Annotated in this window: 15 protein-coding genes; 10 read left to right on the top strand and 5 right to left on the bottom strand. The window is 60.4% G+C overall.

Annotation, left to right across the window (positions count from 1 at the left end; translation table 11 throughout):
- The first annotated feature begins 45 nt into the window (after positions 1-45).
- Together C9383_RS19050 and C9383_RS19045 are read left to right on the top strand one after the other, a co-directional pair.
- Positions 46-1,071, top strand: coding sequence for a hypothetical protein (locus C9383_RS19050; protein ID WP_090365733.1), 1,026 nt, complete (start codon positions 46-48; stop codon positions 1,069-1,071).
- Positions 1,072-1,200: 129 nt separating this feature from the next.
- Positions 1,201-2,640: an ArnT family glycosyltransferase gene (locus tag C9383_RS19045; protein WP_090365731.1), complete on the top strand. Its 1,440-nt coding sequence runs from the start codon at positions 1,201-1,203 to the stop codon at positions 2,638-2,640.
- A gap of 15 nt (positions 2,641-2,655) precedes the next feature.
- Here the strand turns inward: C9383_RS19045 and C9383_RS19040 are convergent, their stop codons facing one another.
- Positions 2,656-3,144: a TIGR00645 family protein gene (locus C9383_RS19040; protein WP_060752294.1), complete on the bottom strand. Its 489-nt coding sequence runs from the start codon at positions 3,142-3,144 to the stop codon at positions 2,656-2,658.
- Between the two features lie 162 nt (positions 3,145-3,306).
- On the opposite strand from C9383_RS19040, the gene C9383_RS19035 reads away from it, so the two are divergent.
- Positions 3,307-5,130 (top strand): hypothetical protein, encoded by a 1,824-nt coding sequence (locus tag C9383_RS19035; RefSeq protein WP_090365730.1) that lies wholly within the window; start codon positions 3,307-3,309, stop codon positions 5,128-5,130.
- Between the two features lie 5 nt (positions 5,131-5,135).
- On the opposite strand, the gene C9383_RS19030 is transcribed toward C9383_RS19035, so the two are convergent.
- Entirely contained in the window at positions 5,136-5,453 is a 318-nt protein-coding gene (locus tag C9383_RS19030; protein ID WP_060752295.1) for a PA4575 family protein, read from the bottom strand.
- A gap of 313 nt (positions 5,454-5,766) precedes the next feature.
- Positions 5,767-8,205 carry a Lon protease family protein gene (locus tag C9383_RS19025; RefSeq protein WP_090365728.1) on the bottom strand — a complete coding sequence of 813 codons (2,439 nt, stop codon included), beginning with the start codon at positions 8,203-8,205 and terminating at the stop codon, positions 5,767-5,769.
- 270 nt (positions 8,206-8,475) lie between these two features.
- On the opposite strand from C9383_RS19025, the gene C9383_RS19020 reads away from it, so the two are divergent.
- The 5 genes from C9383_RS19020 to C9383_RS19000 all read left to right on the top strand — a co-directional run bounded on the left by C9383_RS19020 (position 8,476) and on the right by C9383_RS19000 (position 12,521).
- Positions 8,476-8,964, top strand: a complete 489-nt coding sequence (locus C9383_RS19020; protein ID WP_060752297.1) for a DUF3015 domain-containing protein — start codon at positions 8,476-8,478, stop codon at positions 8,962-8,964.
- Positions 8,965-9,054: 90 nt separating this feature from the next.
- A complete protein-coding gene (locus tag C9383_RS19015; protein ID WP_090365727.1) occupies positions 9,055-10,908 on the top strand; it encodes an Lnb N-terminal periplasmic domain-containing protein in 1,854 nt (617 codons plus the stop codon).
- A 156-nt stretch (positions 10,909-11,064) separates the two neighbouring features.
- Positions 11,065-11,370: a chorismate mutase gene (locus C9383_RS19010; protein WP_060752299.1), complete on the top strand. Its 306-nt coding sequence runs from the start codon at positions 11,065-11,067 to the stop codon at positions 11,368-11,370.
- 226 nt (positions 11,371-11,596) lie between these two features.
- Positions 11,597-11,953 carry a hypothetical protein gene (locus C9383_RS19005; RefSeq protein WP_060752300.1) on the top strand — a complete coding sequence of 119 codons (357 nt, stop codon included), beginning with the start codon at positions 11,597-11,599 and terminating at the stop codon, positions 11,951-11,953.
- Positions 11,954-12,023: 70 nt separating this feature from the next.
- A complete protein-coding gene (locus C9383_RS19000; RefSeq protein WP_090365725.1) occupies positions 12,024-12,521 on the top strand; it encodes a GreA/GreB family elongation factor in 498 nt (165 codons plus the stop codon).
- Here C9383_RS19000 and gdhA read toward each other — a convergent pair.
- Both gdhA and ettA read right to left on the bottom strand, forming a co-directional pair.
- Positions 12,518-13,855, bottom strand: a complete 1,338-nt coding sequence (gene gdhA, locus C9383_RS18995; protein ID WP_090365723.1) for an NADP-specific glutamate dehydrogenase — start codon at positions 13,853-13,855, stop codon at positions 12,518-12,520. The genes C9383_RS19000 and gdhA overlap by 4 nt on opposite strands.
- A 350-nt stretch (positions 13,856-14,205) precedes the next feature.
- Entirely contained in the window at positions 14,206-15,870 is a 1,665-nt protein-coding gene (ettA, locus tag C9383_RS18990; protein ID WP_090365722.1) for an energy-dependent translational throttle protein EttA, read from the bottom strand.
- Positions 15,871-16,154: 284 nt separating this feature from the next.
- Between ettA and C9383_RS18985 the strand changes: the two genes are divergently transcribed.
- Both C9383_RS18985 and glyA read left to right on the top strand, forming a co-directional pair.
- On the top strand, positions 16,155-20,006 hold the full coding sequence (locus C9383_RS18985; RefSeq protein ID WP_090365720.1) for a sensor domain-containing protein: 3,852 nt from the start codon (positions 16,155-16,157) through the stop codon (positions 20,004-20,006).
- Positions 20,007-20,164: 158 nt separating this feature from the next.
- Positions 20,165-21,418, top strand: coding sequence for a serine hydroxymethyltransferase (gene glyA / locus C9383_RS18980; RefSeq protein ID WP_060752305.1), 1,254 nt, complete (start codon positions 20,165-20,167; stop codon positions 21,416-21,418).
- Positions 21,419-21,420 lie beyond the last annotated feature (2 nt).

Genomic DNA, 21,420 nt, shown 5'->3' with positions numbered 1-21,420 from the left:
CATTACCCTAACGGCCTTTATCAGACAACTGGAAGTCAGATACCCGTGCTCAAGCCCCTCGCCGCCATTGCCCTCGCCTGTACGCCTTTGTTGACCAGCGCCGCCGACCTGGCCGGGGTGTGGAAAGGCACCCTGGGCAAATCCGCCATCGTTGCCTGTTTCAACGGCGCCGATGGCGAGCACGGCAGTTATTACTATCAGCGCATCCTCACACCTATCCAGCTGACTCAAGCCAGCGACAACGCGCCCTGGGTGGAAGCCGGAAATACCGGTTTCTGGGCGCTGCAACCCCCGCAAGGCGATACGCTTTCAGGCGCCTGGAGCAAAACCCCGGGCGGCACACCGCTGCCACTTAACCTGCAACGCGTCGACACGCAAGGCTGTGGCAGCGACGCCTACAACGCGCCCATGGAAGCCGCGCCGCTACCGATCAAGACCGAGAAGAAAACCTTCGGCGAGCACCGCTATCAGCTCAAGACCCAAGGCGCCCAGGTCACGCTCAAGCTCGAGGGCGATGGCCAGGCCATCCAGAAGATCAACCAGCAACTCGCGGCCCTGGCCGTGAGCGACGATGATCAGAAGGAGTATTTGCAGGAACGGCGCGAGTACCTGGGCCGCAACGGCTCGACCTACACCAGCGAAATTGAAGTGGCGCCCACGTACTGGTCATCTCAATTCATGACCGTCAGGTTTTACCGATGGGCCGCAGGCACCGGCGCCGGCGGTATCAGCTGGGGCCTGCACTCATGGGACCTGCAAACCGGTGAAAGCGTCGATCCCTGGGCATGGCTCGGCGGGCGCCAGGAGTGGTATGACGCCTACGCCGGGCACGTGAAGCTGCCGGCCAAATTCAGCCAATGGCTGGCCCGGCAGACCACTACCGACGAAGGCTGCCCGGCGATCACCAGCTATTCCACCTTCGACCTGAGCTTCAACACCCAAGGCTTGCAGCTCGCGACGCGCGCCACGGGTGACGGTTGCGATAACGAGCTGAATTTCACCTGGGAGCAATTGACACCGGTGCTGACCGAGGCAGGCAAAGCGGCGTTGCCCCGCTTGAAACAGCCCTGAACGGCAGGCTCGGCCAGCCTTACAAAAACCCCACATTGATTCACCAAATATTAAGAATCGCTTTCGTATACTGCTGGATCGCCCAGGACCGATCCCCCGATCGGTCCCCTTTCCCGGTAGCCAGACTCCATGACGCGCCCCGCCTCTCTGCTGCTTCTTCTCGCTGGACTGTTATTTTTCTGCGCCCTTGGCGGCCATGAGCTGCAAGGCTCCACCGAAGCCCGCGTCGCCGGGATCGCCATGGCCATGCACCTGGACAATGACTGGGTGATCCCGCGCCTGTTTCGCGAACCCTTCCTGGAAAAACCGCCCCTGAGTCTCTGGCTGGATGCCGGCGCCATTCGTCTGTTTGGCGCGTCGACCTGGGCGGTGCGCCTGGCTTCGGCGTTTGCCGGCTTGTTCAGCGTGATGCTGTTCTACGGCATGCTGCGCAAGTTTGGCCGGCCCAAGTCGCTGGCGTTCTGCGCCGCGTTGATCCTGGCGACCATGGCCAGCTACTGGGGCAATGTGCGCGGCGTGGGTGAAGACTCATTGCTCAGCCTCGGTGTGACCACCGCGCTGCTGGCGTTCTACCAGGCGATGCGGCCCGAGTCCGAGCGCCAGGGCTCCAACACATGGGCCTGGGCACTGTTTACGCTGGGCATGGTCATCGCCACCCTGAGCAAGGGTGTGCTGGGCCTGGCGATGCCGGGCATCGTGATCTTCGTGTACCTGGCCGCGACCAGCCTGATGGACAAGCGCTTGCGCATCGGCGATTGGCTCAAGCCGGCGCTGTTCACGCTGTTGGCGTTGGTACCGCTGCTGATCTGGCTGGGGTTCCTGTACCAGCGTGACGGGATGCAGGCGGTCGGTGAGGTGCTGTGGACCAACAGCGTCGGACGCTTCAGCGGTTCATTTGTGGAAGCCGGGCATTACGAGCCGTTCTACTACTACCTCGCGAAATTGCCTCAAGCGTTTTTGCCCTGGAACATCCTGGTGTACCTGGGCCTGTGGCACTTTCGCAAAAGCCTGGTGCGCAATCGCTACCGTCTGTTTTTCAGTGTGTGGCTGTTGGCGCAATTCACCCTGCTGACCCTGGCCTCCAGCAAGCGCACCGTGTACCTGATGTCGCTCACACCGGCCGCCGCCGTACTCGCAGCCGAATACGGGCGGGTGCTGCTGGAACGCTTGAAAGAGCGCAAGCCTGGCGTGTACCGCTACCACCGCCAGGTGATCGGCGGCGTATTCGGCGTGCTCATTGCCTGCTATATGAGCGCTGCATTCTGGTTCGCGCCCAAGGCGGACGCCGTGGAGTCATTCGTGCCAGTGATCAGCCAGCTCCAGGCACTGCAGGCAGAAGGCCGGGAAGTCGCAATATTCCAACCTAACGAACGGATCTTCGGCGCCGGGGTGTTCTACATGCAAGCGTACGTGCCCATCCTGCAAACCGAAGCCGAGTTGCGCGCCTTCCTCACGGCCAAACCGGGTAACGTGGCGCTGATGGATCACACCGACCGGCTGAATGAAAAGGTCACGGTGATCAAGCAGATGGCAATCGGCCGCCAGCCTTACTACTTCGCGGAGCAGTAAGGCCGGCGCGGGTCATCAGTGCTTGGTGACCTTGTCCAGGTAACCCATGGCGAACGCCGAGATCACGAAGGTCATGTGGATGATCACGTACCACATCAGGTGTTGTGGATCGACGTTCTTGGCGTCCATGAAGATGCGCAACAAGTGGATGGAGGAAATCGCCACGATGGACGCCGCCACTTTCATCTTCAGCGAGGAGGAGTCCATGGTGCCCAGCCAGTTGAGCTTTTCCTTGTTCTCATCGATATCCAGCTGCGAGACGAAGTTCTCGTAGCCGGAAATCATCACCATCACCAGCAAGCCGCCAACCAGCGCCATGTCGATCAACGACAGCAGCACCAGGATCAAGTCGGACTCGGCCATCGAGAACACGCTCGGCAGCAGGTGCACCACTTCCTGGAAGAACTTCAACGCCAGCGCCAGCAACCCCAGGGACAAGCCGAAATAGATGGGCGCCAGCAGCCAGCGCGAAGCGTACATAGCATTTTCGATAAAACGTTCCATTGGATCTCACACAGCTTGGCTAAAAATGGCCGCGAGTATACCAGCCGCTACCTGATCGCTGTCACCGCGAGAAAACTGACCCAGGTGGCATCTGTAAGAGATTTTTTCTGCTAGTGTCGAGCCCATGAACTCGGCTCGATGATGTCGGACAGGAAGACTCAGATGATGGATGTGCGATCCCCTTTGGCCAGCCTCGGCCTGTGTGCGGCGTTGCTGATAGCCAGCGGCTGCTCACCCAAAGAAGAGCAGAAACAGGCGACCCTCGAAGAGAAAACCGCAAAATTCGAACAGTCACTGGACAGCATCCAGGACCCCAAGCTGCGGGACGCCATCGCCGACCTTGGCGGTTCGCTGCTGCTGCTGGAACGGGCCCGCGTCAAGCTCGCCAACAAGCCGATCGAAGCCGAATACGGCGAAAACACGTTGGCCCTGCTCAAGCATTACCCCACACCCCAAGCCTTGGTGGACACCTACATCAACGGCCTGTTCGTGTTGCGCAAGACCTCCCATTCCGACTACCTCACGGATTTGCAGCCGGTCTTCCCGTTCAGCTTCAACAGCCCCGACCAGTTCCCCTTCCCTCACAGCCTCGAATGGCAGTCGGTGACGCTGAGCAACAACAAGGTGATCCCCTTCCAACCGGAATGGTCGGAAACCGATCCCGGCATTCAACTGAGCCCGAGCAGCTCCAACCTGACCAACCCCGACGACCTGACGGTGAGCTACCCGTTTATCGAAGGGATCGAGACGGACAACAAGAGCCAGCCCCAACCGGTCAGCCTCAAAGGCACGGTTGACGTGGTGGCACCGGGCAAGGTGCTGACCTTTGACTTGTCAAAAAAGGACGTGGGCCGCAAGCGCACCGAAGGCAACATCACCCTCAACCTGGTGTTGCTTGAAAAAAACTACGCCGAGATCGAGTTGACCAACAGCGAGCCCCTGGCCGCCGAAGTCGGCGACGACTCGCCTAACCCGTTGCTGGTGCAGGCACGCGACAGCACCGGGCAGTTTCTGACGCGTTCGGGCTCAATCAACGAAAGTGCCGCGCAAGTGGCGTTCTATGAGCAGCAGTTGGCCGAGATGCGCAAGCAGAAGACGTGGTCCGATGCTTTCGAGAAGCAGCTCACCGACGAGCAAAAAGCCTTTGAGCACAAGCAGACCAGCCATTATGCCAAGGTGTATTTCAATGGCCTGATCGACACGCTGCAGGTCAACGTCCTGGATTTTTCCAAAGCCACACTGACGCATAAGGATCTGGACCTGCCGGTGATGCGCTTCGACAAGAATAGCCTGCAGAATACGGTGCAAGCCTTGCCGATGCCCGTCACGGTGTACGACGACAGCGCCGCCGGCTGGCTCAAAGACGCAAGCATGAGCGAAGACCAGCTGAAAAAAAGCATCACAATCAGCCAGTCGACCGACGATGCCAGCGCCGCCAGGATCGTGTTTGACCACCCTTTCACCTTCAATGACGAACTGGTGGGCAACGACCACAGCAGCAGCGACGAACCCATCACCTTCTTCACTGCGGACGAAAAAGGCGAACGTGGCGAACCCATCGAGCTGCCCAGCGAAGCCTTTGAGCTGGACCCGGCGCGAGGCACGCTCACCTACGACCTCAACCTGTTCCCGGAAACCCCGGCATACGTGGTGGGCTCGATTCCCTTGTTCCTGGCGAACATAGAGAAAAGCACGATTGACGTCGCCAAACTGCCCAAGGGCCTGACACTTAAAGACAACGCCCTGATCGTCGACCAGAAGGCGTTCCCTTCCGACAGCTGGCGCTTCTACGCCAAGGACGCCAGCGGCAACTATCTCAAGGAAATCCTCGGTGTCAGCCACCGTGCAGAGGAATACGGCACGGCCATGTTCGACGTGCATTATTTCTATGGCAAGCCGACCACTCTGGAAAGCTACCAGCGCACCGACCTGAGCACCGTGCAATACGGCTTTGAGGTCAAGTTGGACAAGCCTGAGAGCCAATAACCTGGCTACAGCGCCAGGCGTTCCTGGCTACCGTTGAGCTGTCGCAGGTGTGCCTGCATATGCAGGCACCAGATCTGCGGATCGTCCGCCTGCTCGTAACCGTGCAGGGTCAGGCTGTCGACAATCGACTGAAGAATGGTTTCTGCCACGAAGGGTCCATGAAACGGGCCTTGGGACTTGATGGTGGAAGGCTGTTCGCCGGTCATTCCGGCGGCAAACAACAACGTCCACATCCCGTTATCCCCTGCCAGAGGACGAATGGAGCATTCGATACGGGTGACCAGGCCCAGGCACTGGCGGGTAAGGCTGAGGTTGCGCGACATGGCGGCGACCCTCGGTAGATCGGTGTTCAACCTCAGGCACATGGCGAGGCTGTTTCTATCCTGCGACTCCTGTGGATATCCCTTAAGTTGAGAATAGAGGAAAACCACAACAAACCAAGGTTGTAGGGACCAACGGGCATGGCCTCCCAGGAAGCGTCAATTTATTGGCTAACCACCCCAAAAAAAATACACTGCCAACCCAATGTGGGAGGGGGCTTGCTCCCGATAGCGGAGTGTCAGTCAACCTATTCAGTGATGACCTACCGCTATCGGGAGCAAGCCCCCTCCCACACTTGCCGCGTCAAACCCAAATTCAGGTGGGTTTGGCTTCAGCCAGGGCTTGCTGTGCCAGCTCTTTCTCGGCTTCCTTCAGGTCTTCCTCGCTGATCATCTCCGCAATCGCCCGCAGGCGCTCAACCACCCGCGCATTCACGCTGCCTTCCGGGAATTGCCCTTCGGCATCCGGCTCGCCGGCAGGCTCGCCCACCAGCAGGCTCAAGGCCTCATCCGCCTGACGCACGGCATAGATGTGGAATTGGCCGTTGCGCACCGCCTGCAACACCTTCTCGTCGAGCATCAGTGTGGCGACGTTTGCCTGGGGAATGATCGCCCCTTGCTCGCCGGTCAACCCACGGGCCTCGCAGAGGCGGAAGAAGCCTTCGATCTTCTCGTTGACCCCGCCCACCGCCTGCACTTCACCAAACTGGTTGATCGAGCCGGTGATCGCAAAACACTGCTTGAGCGGCGTTTTCGACAACGCCGAAATCAACGTGCACGCCTCGCCCAGGGACGCGCTGTCGCCGTCCACATAACCGTAGGACTGCTCCAGCGCGATACTCGCCGAGATCGCCAGCGGGAATTCCTGGGCATACCGACTGCCCAGGTAACCGGTGAGGATCATCACGCCCTTGGAGTGAATCGGCTGGCCGAGGTTGACTTCACGCTCGATGTCGACGATGCCACTGCCGCCGGGATACACCGTGGCGGAAATCCGCGCCGGCACGCCGAAGGCCGAATCGCCGACTTCCAGCACTGTCAGCCCGTTGCACTTGCCGACGGCTGCACCGGCGGTGTCGATCAGGATCACCCCGGCGAGCATGTCGTCGAGAATCCGCGCCGACACACGCCCGGTGCGCGTGGCCTTGGCCTTGAGCGCACGTTCGATATGGCCTGCGTCGGTCATTTCGTCCCCCGCCAGATGGCGAATGAAGTCCGCTTCGCTGACCAGTTGGAACAAATCGCCAATCCGCGCCGACAAACGCCCCTGATGCTCCGCCAGCCGCGCACTGTAGGTGGCCAGGCGCGCCACCGCATCCGAGGTCAGCGGTGCCATGCCTTCTTCTGACGTGCGGGTTTTAAGCAACTGGGCAAACTGCTCCAGGCTTTCGTCGACCATCGGGATGTCTTCGTCGAAGTCCACCAGCACGCGGAACATCTCCTGGAAGTCCGGATCGGCGTCCTGCAACGCGTAGTAGAGCTGGCGCGAACCGATGATGATGACCTTGACCTGCAACGGAATCATCTGCGGGTTGAGGGTCACGGTGGCCAAGCGGCCCAGCTCGCCCAGGGGCGACTCCATCTTCAACTTGCGCGATTGCAGGGAACGCTTGAGCGCGTCCCACACAAACGGCTCGCCGAGCATTTTTTCCGCTTCAAGGATCAGAAAACCGCCATTGGCACGGTGCAAGGCACCCGGGCGCAACTGGCGATAAGTGGTGTAGAGCGCGCCCTGGTCGGTGCTGTATTCGATACGACCGAACAGGTTGTCGTAGGTCGGGTGCGGTTCGAAAACCACCGGCGCGCCGCCATTGGTCGGGTGGCCTACCACCAGGCTCGGGCAGTATTGCTCCTCGAGCAGCTTGCGGGCCTGGGCGTCGGTCTTGGCATCGTCCACCAGTTGCTCGACCACAGTCTTGAGCAGGTACACCTGCATGGCCTGCAGGTAACCGCAGACGGCGGCGTTTTCCGCGTACTTTTCCGACAGCGGAGCGAGCAATGGCTGCAGGGCCAGGGTGATGGTTTCTTCGTTGAATTGGCGCAGTTGGTTATTCGACTCACGCTTCCACTGCGGCAGGCTGGCCAGTTCCTCGTTGAGGCGTTCTTCCAGCTCGGAAATGTCCGTGTGGAAGCGCTCGCGGTCAGCTTCCGGCAATTGCGAGAACTCGGCTTCGTCCAGCGCCTTGCCGTCGAGCATCGGCGTGAAGGCGATGTTGGAGCTGTCGCGGTACAGCGCTACGTCTTTTTCCAGGGCCAGGCGTTCGATGACGTCCAACGCCTTGTCGTAACGCTGGTTGAAGGCGCGGTCGATGGCGCTTTTGCGCTGTTGATAAGTCGGGTGTTCGAAGACCGCCGGGAAAGTCGCCACCAGGTTGTCGACCAGGCCGTTGATATCGGCGATGAACGCTGCGGCGGCGCCGCCTGGCAGCTCCAGGGCACGCGGTTCGCGCGGCTCATCGAAATTATTCACATAGACCCAGTCTGCCGGGGTCTGCAGGCGTTTGCCTTCGGCCTTCAGGTAGCGTTTGACGAACGAAAAGCGGCCAGTACCGGGCTCGCCCATGACAAACACGTTGTAACCGGGGCGTGGCATGGCCACACCGAACTGCAAGGCTTCGACCGCACGTTCCTGGCCAAGCACACCGCGAAAAGGCTCCAAATCATTGGTGGTCGAGAAGCTGAACTGTTCAGCGGAGAAAGGGCGAGTCAGCGCTTCGGGCGCTAGACGCAAGCTGGCAGCAACAGGATCAGGCATCGGGCTTCCTTACATCAGGCGGGGCAGATGACGGCATTCTGGCTCTCGCTTGCGCGCTATGGCAAGGCGCGCCGTTGGGAAAGCTGCGCTGCGGTAGGCGCCCTGCAAAAAAAATCGCGATAAGGCCGATTGTTTTATAAAAAATAACGGAACCCCAGGATCATGCCTAAACTCCAAACTGCGCGGGTTGGACTAATAACTGGCCCCTTAGGGCGCTGCGAAGCGCCTGAACCCCTTGTCCATTGGTTTGCACACAAAGAGAACAAAGCTATGAAACGGATCCTTCTTGGTACTCTCTTCACCGTTGTCTCCCTCAATGCTATGGCAGAAGCACCAGGCGGCCCGAACTGCGGTTGGGGCAACATGCTGTTCGAAGGCCAGCGCGGTACTCCGGCGCACTTCCTCGCGTCGACCACCAACGGCACCTCGGGTAACGCCACCTTCGGCATGACCTCGGGCACCAACGGCTGTAACACCAACAGCAAGCTGACCTACGGCGGCAAGTCCTGGATTGCCATGAATGGCATGATGAACGAGCTGTCCGAAGACATGGCCAAAGGCAATGGCGAAGCACTGACCACCTACGCGGTGGTACTGGGCGTAGCCCCTGAGGACCGCGAGCACTTTGCGGCAGTGACCCACGAGCACTTCCAGCAGATCTTCAGCAAAGCTGACGTGACCGCCGACGACGTGCACACCAACACCCTCGCTGTACTGAAAGGTGATGCCCGCTTGGCGAAATACGCGACCCAAGCTTAAGCTCGACCCGCCCGCGTCTTGCGAGACGCGGGCCTTATTTTTGGACCCGCCCCCCTTTGGGTCTCACTTATTCCGACTTAAGTTGCCCCTATGCTCAAACGCTTTGCCTGGTTGGCACTCTTCGCTTGCGCCCCGCTGTATGCGGCCGCGCCTATTGATGATCAACGTTTGCAGCAACTGGCCAACGACCCGTTCTGGCTATCTTTGGGCCATTACGAAGCCGGCAAAATCAGCGGCTGGCGCAGTTATGTCAGCGACAAGAAATTCTTCATTGCTGCCGATGGCGCACACCACCCGGATGCCGAACTCAAGGCCACCGTCCAGGCGCTGTACCAACCTGCCAGCCTGGGTGAAAAACACGCCCAATGCGTGTACCCCGCACGCACCCGCTGGCTCAAGGACCAGTTGCACCTGACCGACCTGCCCGCCGTTGACTGCACAGAGTTCAAGCAATGGTTCAAGGACGTCGCGCCCCACAGCGCCGTGATGATCTTCCCGGCGGCATACCTCAACAGCCCGTCGTCGATGTTCGGTCACACGCTGCTGCGCATCGACCAAGCTGACGTGCAGAGCAACAACACCGCCCTGCTCAGCTATGCAATCAACTTCGGCGCCTATATCGAAGGCTCCGACAACAGCATTCTTTACGCCTGGAAGGGCCTGATGGGCGGTTATCCCGGCCTGTTCGCGCTGGTGCCCTACCAGGAAAAACTCTCGGAGTACCGCAGCCTCGAAAACCGCGACCTGTGGGAATACCGCCTGAACCTGACCCAGGTCGAAACCGAACGCATGGTCGAGCACGTGTGGGAGCTCAAGCAGATCCAGTTCGACTACTTCTTCTTCGACGAGAACTGCTCGTACCGCCTGCTCGAGCTGCTGCAAGTAGCCCGTCCCGGCTTGCGCCTGACGGAGCAATTCCCGCTGACCGCCATTCCAACCGACACCGTCAAGGCGGTAAAGGATGCGGGGTTGGTCGAGAAGATCGACTATCGCCCGTCCCGCGAGCGCGAGCTGCTGGAGCGCGCCAAGCCACTGGATGGCGATGAACAGCAATGGGTGCTGAAAATCAGCGACGACCAGAAGAAATTGCAGGCGCCGGCCTTCAAAGCCCTGCCCCGCGAGCGCCAGGCGCTGATCATCGACGCGGCCTACCGCCTCGGTCGCTACCGCGCCAATGGCCTGGAGCGCGACACCGAACGCTCGCAGCGCAGCTTCGAACTGCTGCGCGCCATCAACCAGAACCCGGCGCCCGACCTCAAGATCGAACGCCCCGGGCTGCCCGAGAACGGCCATGAGTCACGCACCTGGCAGGCCGGCATCGGCACACGCGGCAGCAAGACCTTCGGCGAATACGGCCTGCGCATGGCCTACCACGACCTCAACGACAACGCCGAAGGCTTCCCGCTTGGTGCACAGATCGAAATCCTGCAAATGAAACTGCGCCAGTACGAAGGCAACCACTGGCAGCTGCAGCAACTGGATCTCGCCACCATCCGCTCCCTGACCCCGCGCAACGCCCTTTTGCAACCTTGGTCATGGCAAGTCACCGGCGGCCTGGAACGCGTGCCGGGCAAGCACGACGACCAAACCCTGGTGGCCCACGTCAACGGTGGCGCCGGCAGCACCTGGCAACTGAGTGACGACATGCTCGGCTTCGCCCTCGGCACCGTACGCGTGGAGCATAACAACGACTTCAGCGAAGCCATCTCCCCAGCGGCCGGGTTCAACACCGGCGTGCTGTGGAAAAATCCGCTGGGGAATTTGAGCCTGGAGGCCAAGGGAGACTTTTTCACCAATGGTGAAGTGCGGCGCAGTATCAGCCTGAACCAGCAATGGGAGTTGTCACGTAACCTCGGATTACGCTTGAGTGCGCAGCGCGAGTACAGCCACCTGTCGACGCCGATGAATGAAGTGATGCTTGAAGTGAAGTGGTACCACTACTGATTCAAGGTGTGGGAGGGGGCTTGCTCCCGATAGCTTTGCATCAGCCAAGTAGCCATTGAGTGACACACCGCTATCGGGAGCAAGCCCCCTCCCACATTTCGACTCGCGTATATTCAGCTACATCGCATCGCCCGCCCATTCAGGAGCTCAACCAACATGGCTGTTACCTGCACCACCCTCGAAGAAGTCCGAACCCACATCGACCACCTCGACCAACAAATCGTCACCCTGCTGGCCGAGCGCGGCCGCTACGTCTCCCAGGCCGCACGCTTCAAAAAAGACACCGATGGCGTCAAGGCGCCCCAGCGGGTTGAACAGGTGATCGCCAAGGTAAGAGGTTTATCGCAGACCGTGGGCGCCAACCCTGAAGTCACTGAACAGGTGTATCGCGCGATGATCGCGGCGTTTATCGAGCAGGAATTGGCGGAGCATGCGGCGCTGACGAGCAACCCTACACAATAAACTTCTGTGGCGAGGGAGCTTGCTCCCGCTGGACTGCGCAGCAGTCCCAATCTTTTGAGGCCGCTTCGCGCCCCAGCGGGAGCAAGCTCCCTCGCCACACGGGCAGTGCAGGTCTTTAACCCAACGCCCTTTAACCCAACACCGTTCTCACACCCCTTTCACGCCGCCCCGACAAATTCCCTTCTAGACTTCCCCTATCAGCCGTGAAACGGCCAGGGAGCAAGCAATGTGGCGGTATGCGGTAATGCTGTGTGCGGCAGTGTGGTTGTCGGGTTGCCAGTCCACCCATCAAGAGTTGCTGGCCAAGGGTTATCCACCGGCCTTTGCCGATGGCTTCGATGATGGCTGCAGCAGCGGGCGCCAGGCTGCCGGGGTGATCAGCGGGGAGTTTCGCAAGAACGTGCCGCGTTATCTGAAAGACCGCGAATACGCCGCGGGTTGGGAAGATGGCTTTCGCCAGTGCAAGGCCATGCGTGAGAACGAAGAGCTGCGTGACTACAAGGACAACCACTGGGACGAGCGTGAGCGCGCCTGGCAGCAGGAAAAGGACCGCGACGCCGCCCGGGCTTATCGCTCGCAATAGGTCGCTTTCAGACATCCGCCGAAACTAAAGCGCGGCGAACATGGCCCAAGCTCCATAGAGGGAGAATGTCATGAGCCGAGCTTTTGTTAATGAAGACAACGCCGCCGCCCAGGCCGACCAGCCGGTTGAGCGTCAGGTCAGCGGCCAGCCCAATCGCCTTACCGCCCAAGGGCTGGCGCAGTTGCAGGCCAGGGTTGCGCAATTGCAGCACGCGTACAGCGCCGAAGCCGCCAAGGGCGAGCAGGCCGACAAACAGCGCCAGGCCGACCTTGAGCGGGATTTGCGTTACTTCAACCAACGCGTTCAGAGCGCTCAGGTGGTGCCTCCCGCCTTGTCGACCGACAAGGTGCAGATCGGCAGTTGGGTGACCTTTGCCAATGAGCAAGACGAGCAGCAGCGCATTCAACTGGTCGGAGAAGACCAGGCCGATGCCCACGCCCATTTGATCAACTGGGGCTCGCCGCTGGGCCGCGCATTGCTGGGCGCCCAAGTGGGCGACGAGGTGCTGTGGAAGCGCCCCGTCGGCGATCAGTTGATCGAAGTGATGCGTATCGAGCCCGAGGCTTAGACGATGCCTTGGGCCAGCATCGCGTCGGCAACTTTCACGAAGCCTGCGATGTTCGCGCCCTTCACGTAGTTGACCCGGCCGTTTTCTTCGCCGTAGTGCACGCAGGCGTGATGGATCGACTGCATGATGTTGTGCAGCTTGCTGTCCACTTCACCGGCGGTCCACAACAGGCGCATGGCGTTCTGCGACATTTCCAGGCCACTCACGGCCACGCCACCGGCATTGGACGCCTTGCCCGGCGCAAACAGGATGCCCGCGTCGATGAAGAGATCCACTGCCTCCAGCGTGGTCGGCATGTTGGCACCTTCAGCGACGCAGAGGCAGCCGTTGCGCAGCAGGGTACGGGCGGCCTCGGCGTCGAGTTCGTTCTGGGTGGCACACGGCAGGGCAATATCGCAGGCCAGTTCCCAAGGGGTTTTACCCTTACGGAATTCCAGGCCGAAGCGTTCAGCCAGCTCACTGATGCGACCGCGCTGCACGTTTTTCAGCTCCAGCAGTGCCGACCATTGCGCCTCGGTCAAACCGCTTTCGGCGTACAGAGTGCCCTCGGAGTCGGACAGGGAAATCACCTTGCCGCCCAGGTCCATCACCTTACGCGCCGCGTATTGCGCGACGTTGCCGGAACCCGAGATGGCCACGCGCTTGCCTTCAACGCGCTGGCCGTCGCGCTTGAGCATTTCTTCGGCGAAGTACACGCAACCGAAACCGGTGGCTTCAGGTCGGATCAGGCTGCCGCCGTAGGTCATGCCCTTGCCGGTCAGCACGGAGGTGAACTGGTTGCTCAGGCGTTTGTACTGGCCGAACAGGAAGCCGATTTCACGCGCGCCCACGCCGATATCGCCGGCGGGTACGTCCACGTCAGCGCCGATATGGCGGTACAACTCGCTCATGAAAGCCTGGCAGAAACGCATGACTTCGGCATCGCTCTTACCTTTCGGGTCGAAGTCCGAGCCGCCTTTGCCGCCGCCCATGGGCAACGAGGTCAGGGAGTTCTTGAAGGTCTGTTCGAAGGCGAGGAATTTCAGTACGCCGAGGTTCACCGACGGGTGAAAACGCAAGCCGCCTTTATAGGGGCCGATGGCACTGTTCATCTGGATGCGGAACCCGCGATTGACCTGGACCTTGCCGTGATCATCCACCCAAGACACCCGGAAGGTAATGGCACGTTCCGGCTCACAGATGCGCTCGAGAATGCCCGACGTCAGGTAGTGGGGATTGGCTTCAAGAAACGGCCACAGGCTGCGTAGGACCTCTTCCACGGCTTGGTGAAATTCCGGCTGGTCGGGGTCGCGTTTCTTGAGGCGAGCGAGGAAGGATTCGACGGATTCGATCATGAAAAGTCTCGGCAATTTTATTGTAATCAGGGTCGATTTGACCCGGACCTTAACAATTCATATCGCACCTGAAAAGCGCAAAATGTCGCCTTTGTGAATTTAAATGGTGCATTGGATATAAATAACTGGGCTTATTTGCACCAAAAAAGTGATTTCAACCTGGAGCACGCACCAACAGTTGGAGCGCTATCGGGAGCAAGCCCCCTCCCACATTTGATTGGGTTCCAGCCTTTGGAATGCGGTCGAATGTGGGAGCGGGCTTGCTCGCGAACGAATCCACCTCAGTCCCCCTGGAAAAAAGCAAAAAAAAACGGAGCCCGAAGGCTCCGTTCCTTTATCCACCCGCCGAATCAGGCCAGTTTCTTGTGCCGCACACGGTGCGGCTGGGCAGCTGCTTCGCCCAGGCGCTTTTTACGGTCCGCTTCATACTCGGTGTAGTTGCCTTCGAAGAACACCGCTTGGGAGTCATCTTCGTACGCCAGGATGTGGGTCGCGACGCGGTCAAGGAACCACCGGTCGTGAGAGATCACAATGGCGGCGCCCGGGAAGTCCAGCAGGGCTTCTTCCAGGGAACGCAGGGTTTCAACGTCGAGGTCGTTGGACGGTTCGTCGAGCAGCAGCACGTTGCCGCCCTCTTTCAGGGTCAGGGCCAGGTGCAAGCGACCGCGCTCACCACCCGACAGGTCCTTGACGAACTTCTGCTGGTCACCGCCCTTGAAGTTGAAGCGCCCCACGTAGGTACGCGACGGGATTTCATAGTTGCCGATGCGGATCTGGTCGGAACCGTCGGAGATCTGCTGGAACACGGTCTTGCTGCCGTCGAGGTCGTCGCGGCTTTGGTCCACACAGGCAAGCTGCACGGTTTCGCCGATCTCGATGCTGCCGGAGTCCGGTGTCTCCTTGCCCATCAGCATGCGGAACAGCGTGGACTTACCCGCACCGTTACCACCAATAACGCCGAGGATCGCGCCTTTTGGCATGGAGAACGACAGGTTGTCGATCAACACGCGGTCGCCATAGCCTTTGGTGACGTTCTTGAATTCGATGACCTTGTCACCCAGGCGCGGGCCGGCCGGGATGTAGATCTCGTTGGTCTCGCTGCGCTTCTGGAATTCCTGCGATTGCATTTCTTCAAAGCGTTGCAGACGTGCTTTGGATTTGGACTGGCGGGCCTTGGCGCCTTTGCGCACCCATTCCAGTTCTTCCTTCATGGCTTTTTCGTGGGCCGATTGCTGCTTGGATTCGGCGGCCAGACGCTCGGACTTGGCTTCCAGCCAACCGGAGTAGTTGCCCTCGTAAGGAATACCGGCGCCGCGGTCGAGCTCCAGAATCCAGCCGGCAACGTTGTCCAGGAAGTAGCGGTCGTGCGTGATCGCAACCACGGTGCCCGGGAAATCGTGAAGGAAGTGTTCCAGCCAGGCGACGGAGTCGGCATCCAGGTGGTTGGTCGGTTCGTCGAGCAGCAGCATGTCGGGAGCCGACAGCAGCAGGCGGCACAGGGCCACGCGACGTTTTTCACCACCAGACAGGTGTTCGACCTTGGCGTCCCACGCCGGCAGGCGCAGCGCATCGGCGGCGACTTCCAGCTGGCGCTCCAGGTTATGACCGTCACCCGCCTGCAGGATGGCTTCGAGCTTGGCCTGTTCGGCGGCAAGCTTGTCGAAATCGGCATCCGGTTCGGCGTAAGCGGCGTAGACCTCGTCCAGGCGCGCCTGGGCGTCCTTGATCACGCTGACGGCCTCTTCGACCACTTCACGTACGGTCTTGGCCGGGTCCAGTTGCGGCTCCTGCGGCAGGTAGCCAATGTTCAGTTCCGGCATCGGGCGGGCTTCGCCTTCGAACTCGGTGTCGACGCCGGCCATGATTTTCAGCAGCGTGGACTTACCCGAACCGTTGAGGCCGAGCACGCCGATCTTGGCGCCAGGGAAGAAGGACAGCGAAATGTTTTTCAGGATTTCCCGCTTCGGCGGAACAACTTTTCCCAGCCGATGCATGGTGAAGACGTATTGAGCCATGGTAAACCTAGCGTCAGTGACTGATGGATTAAGCGGGCGAAGCCCGTGCAGGCCATGCGCCACGCGGGCCGTTGACGGAAATCAATGCCTGCGTGCGGAAAAAGCCTGAATGTCTGGGGCTGGAACGCCCCCGCGTAACCGGCAAAGCTACCTCAATGCGCTTGGTCAGTCCAGCCAAGCGGGACTGGCACTTTGCCACAACTCAAGGCATGCTAGCCGCCCTTCGGGCGTCCGGCTTATAGTGCACGTCGCGCGCCAGTCCAGCCAAACCGCAGGATCACAGCTTGTCCAAAGTCACGCCGCCAACTCCCTTGCGCGCCGCTCATATTGCGCCGGGAGCGCCCCTGCACGGCACCCTCAAAGGCGCGTTGGCGACGCTTGTCCTCATGCTGCTCGCCCTATTGTTCTGGCAGTTGCTGGACCAACTGCAGCAAAACCAGAAAAACCAGCAGCAGTACACCATCGATTACAGTGCCGACCTGGCTGAACAGATCAGCCTGAACATGGCCCTGAGCGCGCAGATCGCTCTCAACCTGCTGCCCATTGTCGAGCCGCCAAGCACTCCCGAGCAGCAACAGGCCTTGATGCGCAGCTTACAGCGCTCCTTGCCGGAGCTGCGCAGCTTCGCCCTGCTCGCGCCCAGCGGCGCGATGATCAGCGATACCGCCAGTGACAGCCAGGACGGCGCCTGGCTGGAAGAACTGGTCAAGCGCAGCCATTCCCAGTCCTATTACCTGAGCAACAACAAGGACGGCACCCTCATCTATCTGCTGCTGCACCAGCCCAGCGGCGGCTCGAAGATGTATTGGGCCTTACGCCTGGCCCCCGGCTACCTGACCAACCTCACGCCCCAGGACGGCCAGGGCCAACGCCCGATGTGGGCGATCGAGAACCGCCTGAACCAGCGTGTGGTCAGCCGTGACAGTGGAATGCCGGCTCACTGGCCTGCTGCGCTGACCCCGGACGAGCTGGATAAAAGCGTACTGGTCACGCCCTTGAGCAAAAGCGACTGGCAATTGCGCGGGCTGTTCGACCGCAGTGCGGTGCTGGAGCAACTGCTGCCGGCGTTTATCGGCAAATGCCTGCTGGGCCTGGCCTTCTCGCTGGTGCCGGTGATCGTGCTGCTGAACATGCGTCGCCGCCAACGCCAGGTGCATGAAGGCCGGCGGCGCTATCAGGACATTTTCGAAGGCACCGGCGTGGCCCTGTGCGTGCTGGACTTGTCGGGCCTCAACAGCTTTTTTGACAAGCCCTACCTGCAGACCCGCGAGCAACTGAATCTTTGGCTGCAGGACAACCCCCACGGGCACAAGCAGTTGCTCAAAGAGTTACGCATCACCGAGGTCAACCAGGTTGCGGTGCGCCTGCTCAACGTGTCGTCCTGCGAGGAAGCCTGGCAGCGGTTGATCAATGACTGCCCGGACAACGCCACGTCCATCGGCCACCAGATACTCGAAGCGTTGCGCACTCACCAGAACCAGCTGGAGCTGGAAATCCGCTGCAAGGACCTGGCCGGCAACGAGCAATACCTGTGGCTGGTCATGCGCCTGCCGGAGCAGCAGGATGATTTTAATGCGGTGATCCTGAGCATCAGCGATATCACCAGCCGCAAGCTGATCGAGCTGTCGCTGGTGGAGCGCGAAAGCTTCTGGTCGGACGTGGTGCGCACCGTGCCCGATCACCTGTATGTGCAGGACGTCATCAGCCAGCGCATGATCTTCAGCAACCACCATTTGGGCCACACCCTGGGCTACAACAAGGCCGAACTGCAGCAAATGGGTGAGTATTTCTGGGAAATCCTGCTGCACCCCGAAGACGCCGAATACTACCACGACCTGCGCCAGCAACAGCGCCAGGCCGGTTATTCGACCCAATTGCAATGCCAGCTGCGCTTTCGCCATCGCAATAACCAGTGGCGGCGCTTCGATATCCGCGAGCAAGCCCTGGCACGCGACAAGAGCGCAGTGGTCACGCGGATCATCGGCGTGGCCAAGGACATTACCGACCAGATCGAAGCCAGCGAATCCCTGCGCGACAGCGAGCAGCGCTACCGCATGCTGGCCGAGAGCATCAGTGACGTGATCTGCTCCACCGACAGCCAACTGGCCCTCAACTACGTCAGCCCGTCAGTCAACGCCGTACTCGGGTATGACGTGGACTGGGTGTTCAAGAACGGCTGGCAGTCGATTATCGCCAACCCGCAGCAATTGACCGGCATTTATACCCTGGTGGAGCAAGTCAGCCGTGCCCTGGGTGATGCCGACGCCCTGAATACCCTGCGCGATGAAGTACAGACCCAGTTGTTCCTGTTCGACTGCCTGCGCGCCGATGGCCGCAAGGTGCCGATCGAGTTGCGCCTGGTGCTGGTGTGGGATGAGCACGGCGCGTTCGAAGGCATCCTCGGCGTGGGCCGCGATATCAGCCAGCAACGCCGCGCGGAGAAAGACCTGCGCATGGCGGCCACGGTATTCGAACACTCGACGTCGGCGATCCTGATTACCGACCCGGCGGGTTATATCGTGCAGGCCAACGAGGCGTTCAGCCGGGTCAGCGGATATGACGTGGCGGATGTGCTCGACCAGTTGCCCAACATGCTCACCGTCGACGAACAACAGGAAGCTCATCTGCGCTACGTGCTCAAGCAGTTGCACCAGCACAGCACCTGGGAAGGCGAAGTGTGGCTCAAGCGCCGCAACGGCGAACATTATCCGGCCTGGGTCGGCATTACCGCCGTGTTCGACGATGAAGGCGACCTGGCCAGCTACGTGTGTTTCTTCAGTGATATAAGCGAGCGCAAGGCCAGCGAACAACGCATCCACCGCCTGGCGTATTACGACGCCCTGACCCACCTGCCCAACCGCACGCTGTTCCAGGACCGCCTGCACACCGCGTTGCAGTCGGCCGAGCGGCAAAAGTCGTGGGTGGTGCTGATGTTCCTCGACCTCGACCGTTTCAAGCCGATCAACGACTCCCTCGGCCACGCCGCCGGCGACCGCATGCTCAAGGAAATGGCCACCCGCCTGCTGGGCTGTGTCGCCGAGGACGACACCGTGGCGCGCATGGGCGGCGACGAGTTCACCTTGCTCCTGCAACCGCGGGTCAGCCGTGAGATGGCGTTGAACCGTGCGATCACGGTGGCCGAGCAGATTCTCGCCAGCCTGGTGCGACCTTTTGTACTGGAAGGCCGCGAGTTTTTCGTGACCGCCAGTATCGGCATCGCCTTGAGCCCTCAGGACGGCAACGAGCTGAGCCAGTTGATGAAAAACGCCGACACCGCGATGTATCACGCCAAGGAGCGCGGCAAGAACAACTTCCAGTTCTACCAGGCCGACATGAACGCCAGCGCCCTGGAGCGCCTGGAGCTGGAAAGCGACTTGCGCCACGCCCTGGAGCAGAACGAATTCGTGCTTTATTACCAACCGCAATTCAGCGGCGACGGCAAACGCCTGACGGGCGCCGAGGCCCTGTTGCGCTGGCGCCACCCCCGTCGTGGCCTGGTGCCACCGGGGGACTTCATCCCGGTGCTGGAAGAGTTGGGCCTGGTTGTGGATGTGGGCGACTGGGTGCTCAGTGAAGCCTGCCGCCAACTCAAGACCTGGCACCACAACAAGGTACGGGTGCCCAAAGTCTCGGTGAACATCTCGGCGCGGCAGTTCTCGGATGGTCAGTTGGGTGAACGCATCGCCACCATCCTCAAGGACACGGGCCTGCCGCCGGCGTGCCTGGAGCTGGAACTGACCGAAAGTATCCTGATGCGCGAGGTCAACGAAGCCCTGCAAATCCTCGCCGGCCTGAAAAACCTGGGCCTGAGCATTGCGGTGGATGACTTTGGCACCGGCTATTCGTCGCTCAATTACCTCAAGCAGTTTCCCATCGACGTACTGAAGATCGACCGTACCTTTGTCGACGGCCTGCCGTCGGGCGAACAGGATGCCCAGATCGCCCGCGCCATTATCGCCATGGCCCACAGCCTGAACCTGGCGGTGATCGCCGAAGGCGTGGAAACCCATGAGCAACTGGACTTCCTGCGTGAGCATGGCTGTGATGAGGTGCAGGGTTATCTGTTTGGGCGGCCAATGCCGGCCAACCGATTCGAGGCGCAGTTCAGCAATGATGCGCTGTTCATGTTCGACTGAACTGGCCTCATCGCGAGCAAGCCCCCTCCCACACAATGGCACCGCTGATCCGTGGATGAGCCCCACTTGTCCGCGACATGATGTCCTTTCATATGCCATCTAAAACCCATTGAGTTAGAATGCCTTCCTTTTCTGCCCCCCGATCCTTGAGGACCGCCATGTTCAGCCGTGATTTGACTATTGCCAAGTACGACGCCGATCTCTTCGCCGCCATGGAGCAAGAAGCTCAGCGCCAGGAAGAGCACATTGAGCTGATCGCTTCGGAAAACTACACCAGCCCTGCGGTGATGGAGGCTCAAGGTTCGGTTCTGACCAACAAATACGCCGAAGGCTACCCAGGCAAGCGCTACTACGGTGGTTGCGAGTACGTCGACGTGGTCGAGCAGTTGGCGATAGATCGCGCCAAAGAACTGTTCGGTGCCGATTACGCCAACGTCCAGCCGCACGCCGGCTCCCAAGCCAACAGCGCGGTGTACCTGGCCCTGCTGCAAGGCGGCGACACCATCCTGGGCATGAGCCTGGCCCACGGTGGTCACCTGACCCACGGCGCCAGCGTTTCCTCCTCCGGCAAGCTGTACAACGCCGTTCAATACGGTATCGATGCCAACGGCCTGATCGACTACGACGAAGTCGAGCGCCTGGCGGTTGAACACAAGCCGAAAATGATCGTGGCCGGTTTCTCTGCCTACTCGCAGATCCTGGATTTCCCACGCTTCCGCGCCATTGCCGACAAAGTCGGCGCTTACCTGTTCGTCGACATGGCCCACGTGGCGGGCCTGGTCGCTGCAGGCGTCTACCCGAACCCGGTGCCTTACGCTGACGTGGTCACCACCACCACCCACAAGACCCTGCGCGGTCCACGTGGCGGCCTGATCCTGGCTCGCGCCAACGCCGACATCGAGAAGAAGCTGAACTCCGCCGTCTTCCCAGGCGCCCAGGGTGGCCCGCTGGAGCACGTGATCGCGGCCAAGGCGATCTGCTTCAAGGAAGCCCTGCAGCCTGAGTTCAAGGCTTACCAGCAACAAGTGGTGAAAAACGCCCAGGCCATGGCCAAAGTGTTTATCGACCGCGGCTTTGACGTGGTATCCGGCGGTACTGAAAACCACCTGTTCCTGCTGTCGCTGATCAAGCAGGACATTTCCGGTAAAGATGCTGACGCTGCCCTGGGCAAAGCCTTCATCACCGTGAACAAGAACTCGGTACCGAACGACCCACGTTCGCCGTTCGTCACCTCCGGCCTGCGCTTCGGCACCCCGGCTGTGACCACTCGTGGCTTCAAGGAAGCAGAGTGCAAGGAACTGGCCGGCTGGATCTGCGACATCCTGGCTGACCTGAACAACGAAGCCGTGATCGACGCGGTCCGTGAGAAGGTCAAGGCCATCTGCAAAAAGCTGCCGGTATACGGCGCTTGATT

Origin of the sequence: Pseudomonas palleroniana (assembly GCF_003031675.1) — a bacterium.
Lineage (GTDB): Bacteria > Pseudomonadota > Gammaproteobacteria > Pseudomonadales > Pseudomonadaceae > Aquipseudomonas > Aquipseudomonas palleroniana.
This window is presented reverse-complemented; position numbering and strand designations above follow the sequence as displayed.

Excerpts from the sequence above, each read along its gene's own strand:
- C9383_RS19045 (WP_090365731.1), top strand. The coding sequence starts at position 1,201 with ATGACGCGCCCCGCCTCTCTGCTGCTTCTTCTCGCTGGACTGTTATTT.
- C9383_RS19040 (WP_060752294.1), bottom strand. The coding sequence starts at position 3,144 with ATGGAACGTTTTATCGAAAATGCTATGTACGCTTCGCGCTGGCTGCTG.
- C9383_RS19035 (WP_090365730.1), top strand. The coding sequence starts at position 3,307 with ATGATGGATGTGCGATCCCCTTTGGCCAGCCTCGGCCTGTGTGCGGCG.
- C9383_RS19030 (WP_060752295.1), bottom strand. The coding sequence starts at position 5,453 with ATGTCGCGCAACCTCAGCCTTACCCGCCAGTGCCTGGGCCTGGTCACC.
- C9383_RS19025 (WP_090365728.1), bottom strand. The coding sequence starts at position 8,205 with ATGCCTGATCCTGTTGCTGCCAGCTTGCGTCTAGCGCCCGAAGCGCTG.
- C9383_RS19020 (WP_060752297.1), top strand. The coding sequence starts at position 8,476 with ATGAAACGGATCCTTCTTGGTACTCTCTTCACCGTTGTCTCCCTCAAT.
- C9383_RS19015 (WP_090365727.1), top strand. The coding sequence starts at position 9,055 with ATGCTCAAACGCTTTGCCTGGTTGGCACTCTTCGCTTGCGCCCCGCTG.
- C9383_RS19010 (WP_060752299.1), top strand. The coding sequence starts at position 11,065 with ATGGCTGTTACCTGCACCACCCTCGAAGAAGTCCGAACCCACATCGAC.
- C9383_RS19005 (WP_060752300.1), top strand. The coding sequence starts at position 11,597 with ATGTGGCGGTATGCGGTAATGCTGTGTGCGGCAGTGTGGTTGTCGGGT.
- C9383_RS19000 (WP_090365725.1), top strand. The coding sequence starts at position 12,024 with ATGAGCCGAGCTTTTGTTAATGAAGACAACGCCGCCGCCCAGGCCGAC.
- gdhA (WP_090365723.1), bottom strand. The coding sequence starts at position 13,855 with ATGATCGAATCCGTCGAATCCTTCCTCGCTCGCCTCAAGAAACGCGAC.
- ettA (WP_090365722.1), bottom strand. The coding sequence starts at position 15,870 with ATGGCTCAATACGTCTTCACCATGCATCGGCTGGGAAAAGTTGTTCCG.
- glyA (WP_060752305.1), top strand. The coding sequence starts at position 20,165 with ATGTTCAGCCGTGATTTGACTATTGCCAAGTACGACGCCGATCTCTTC.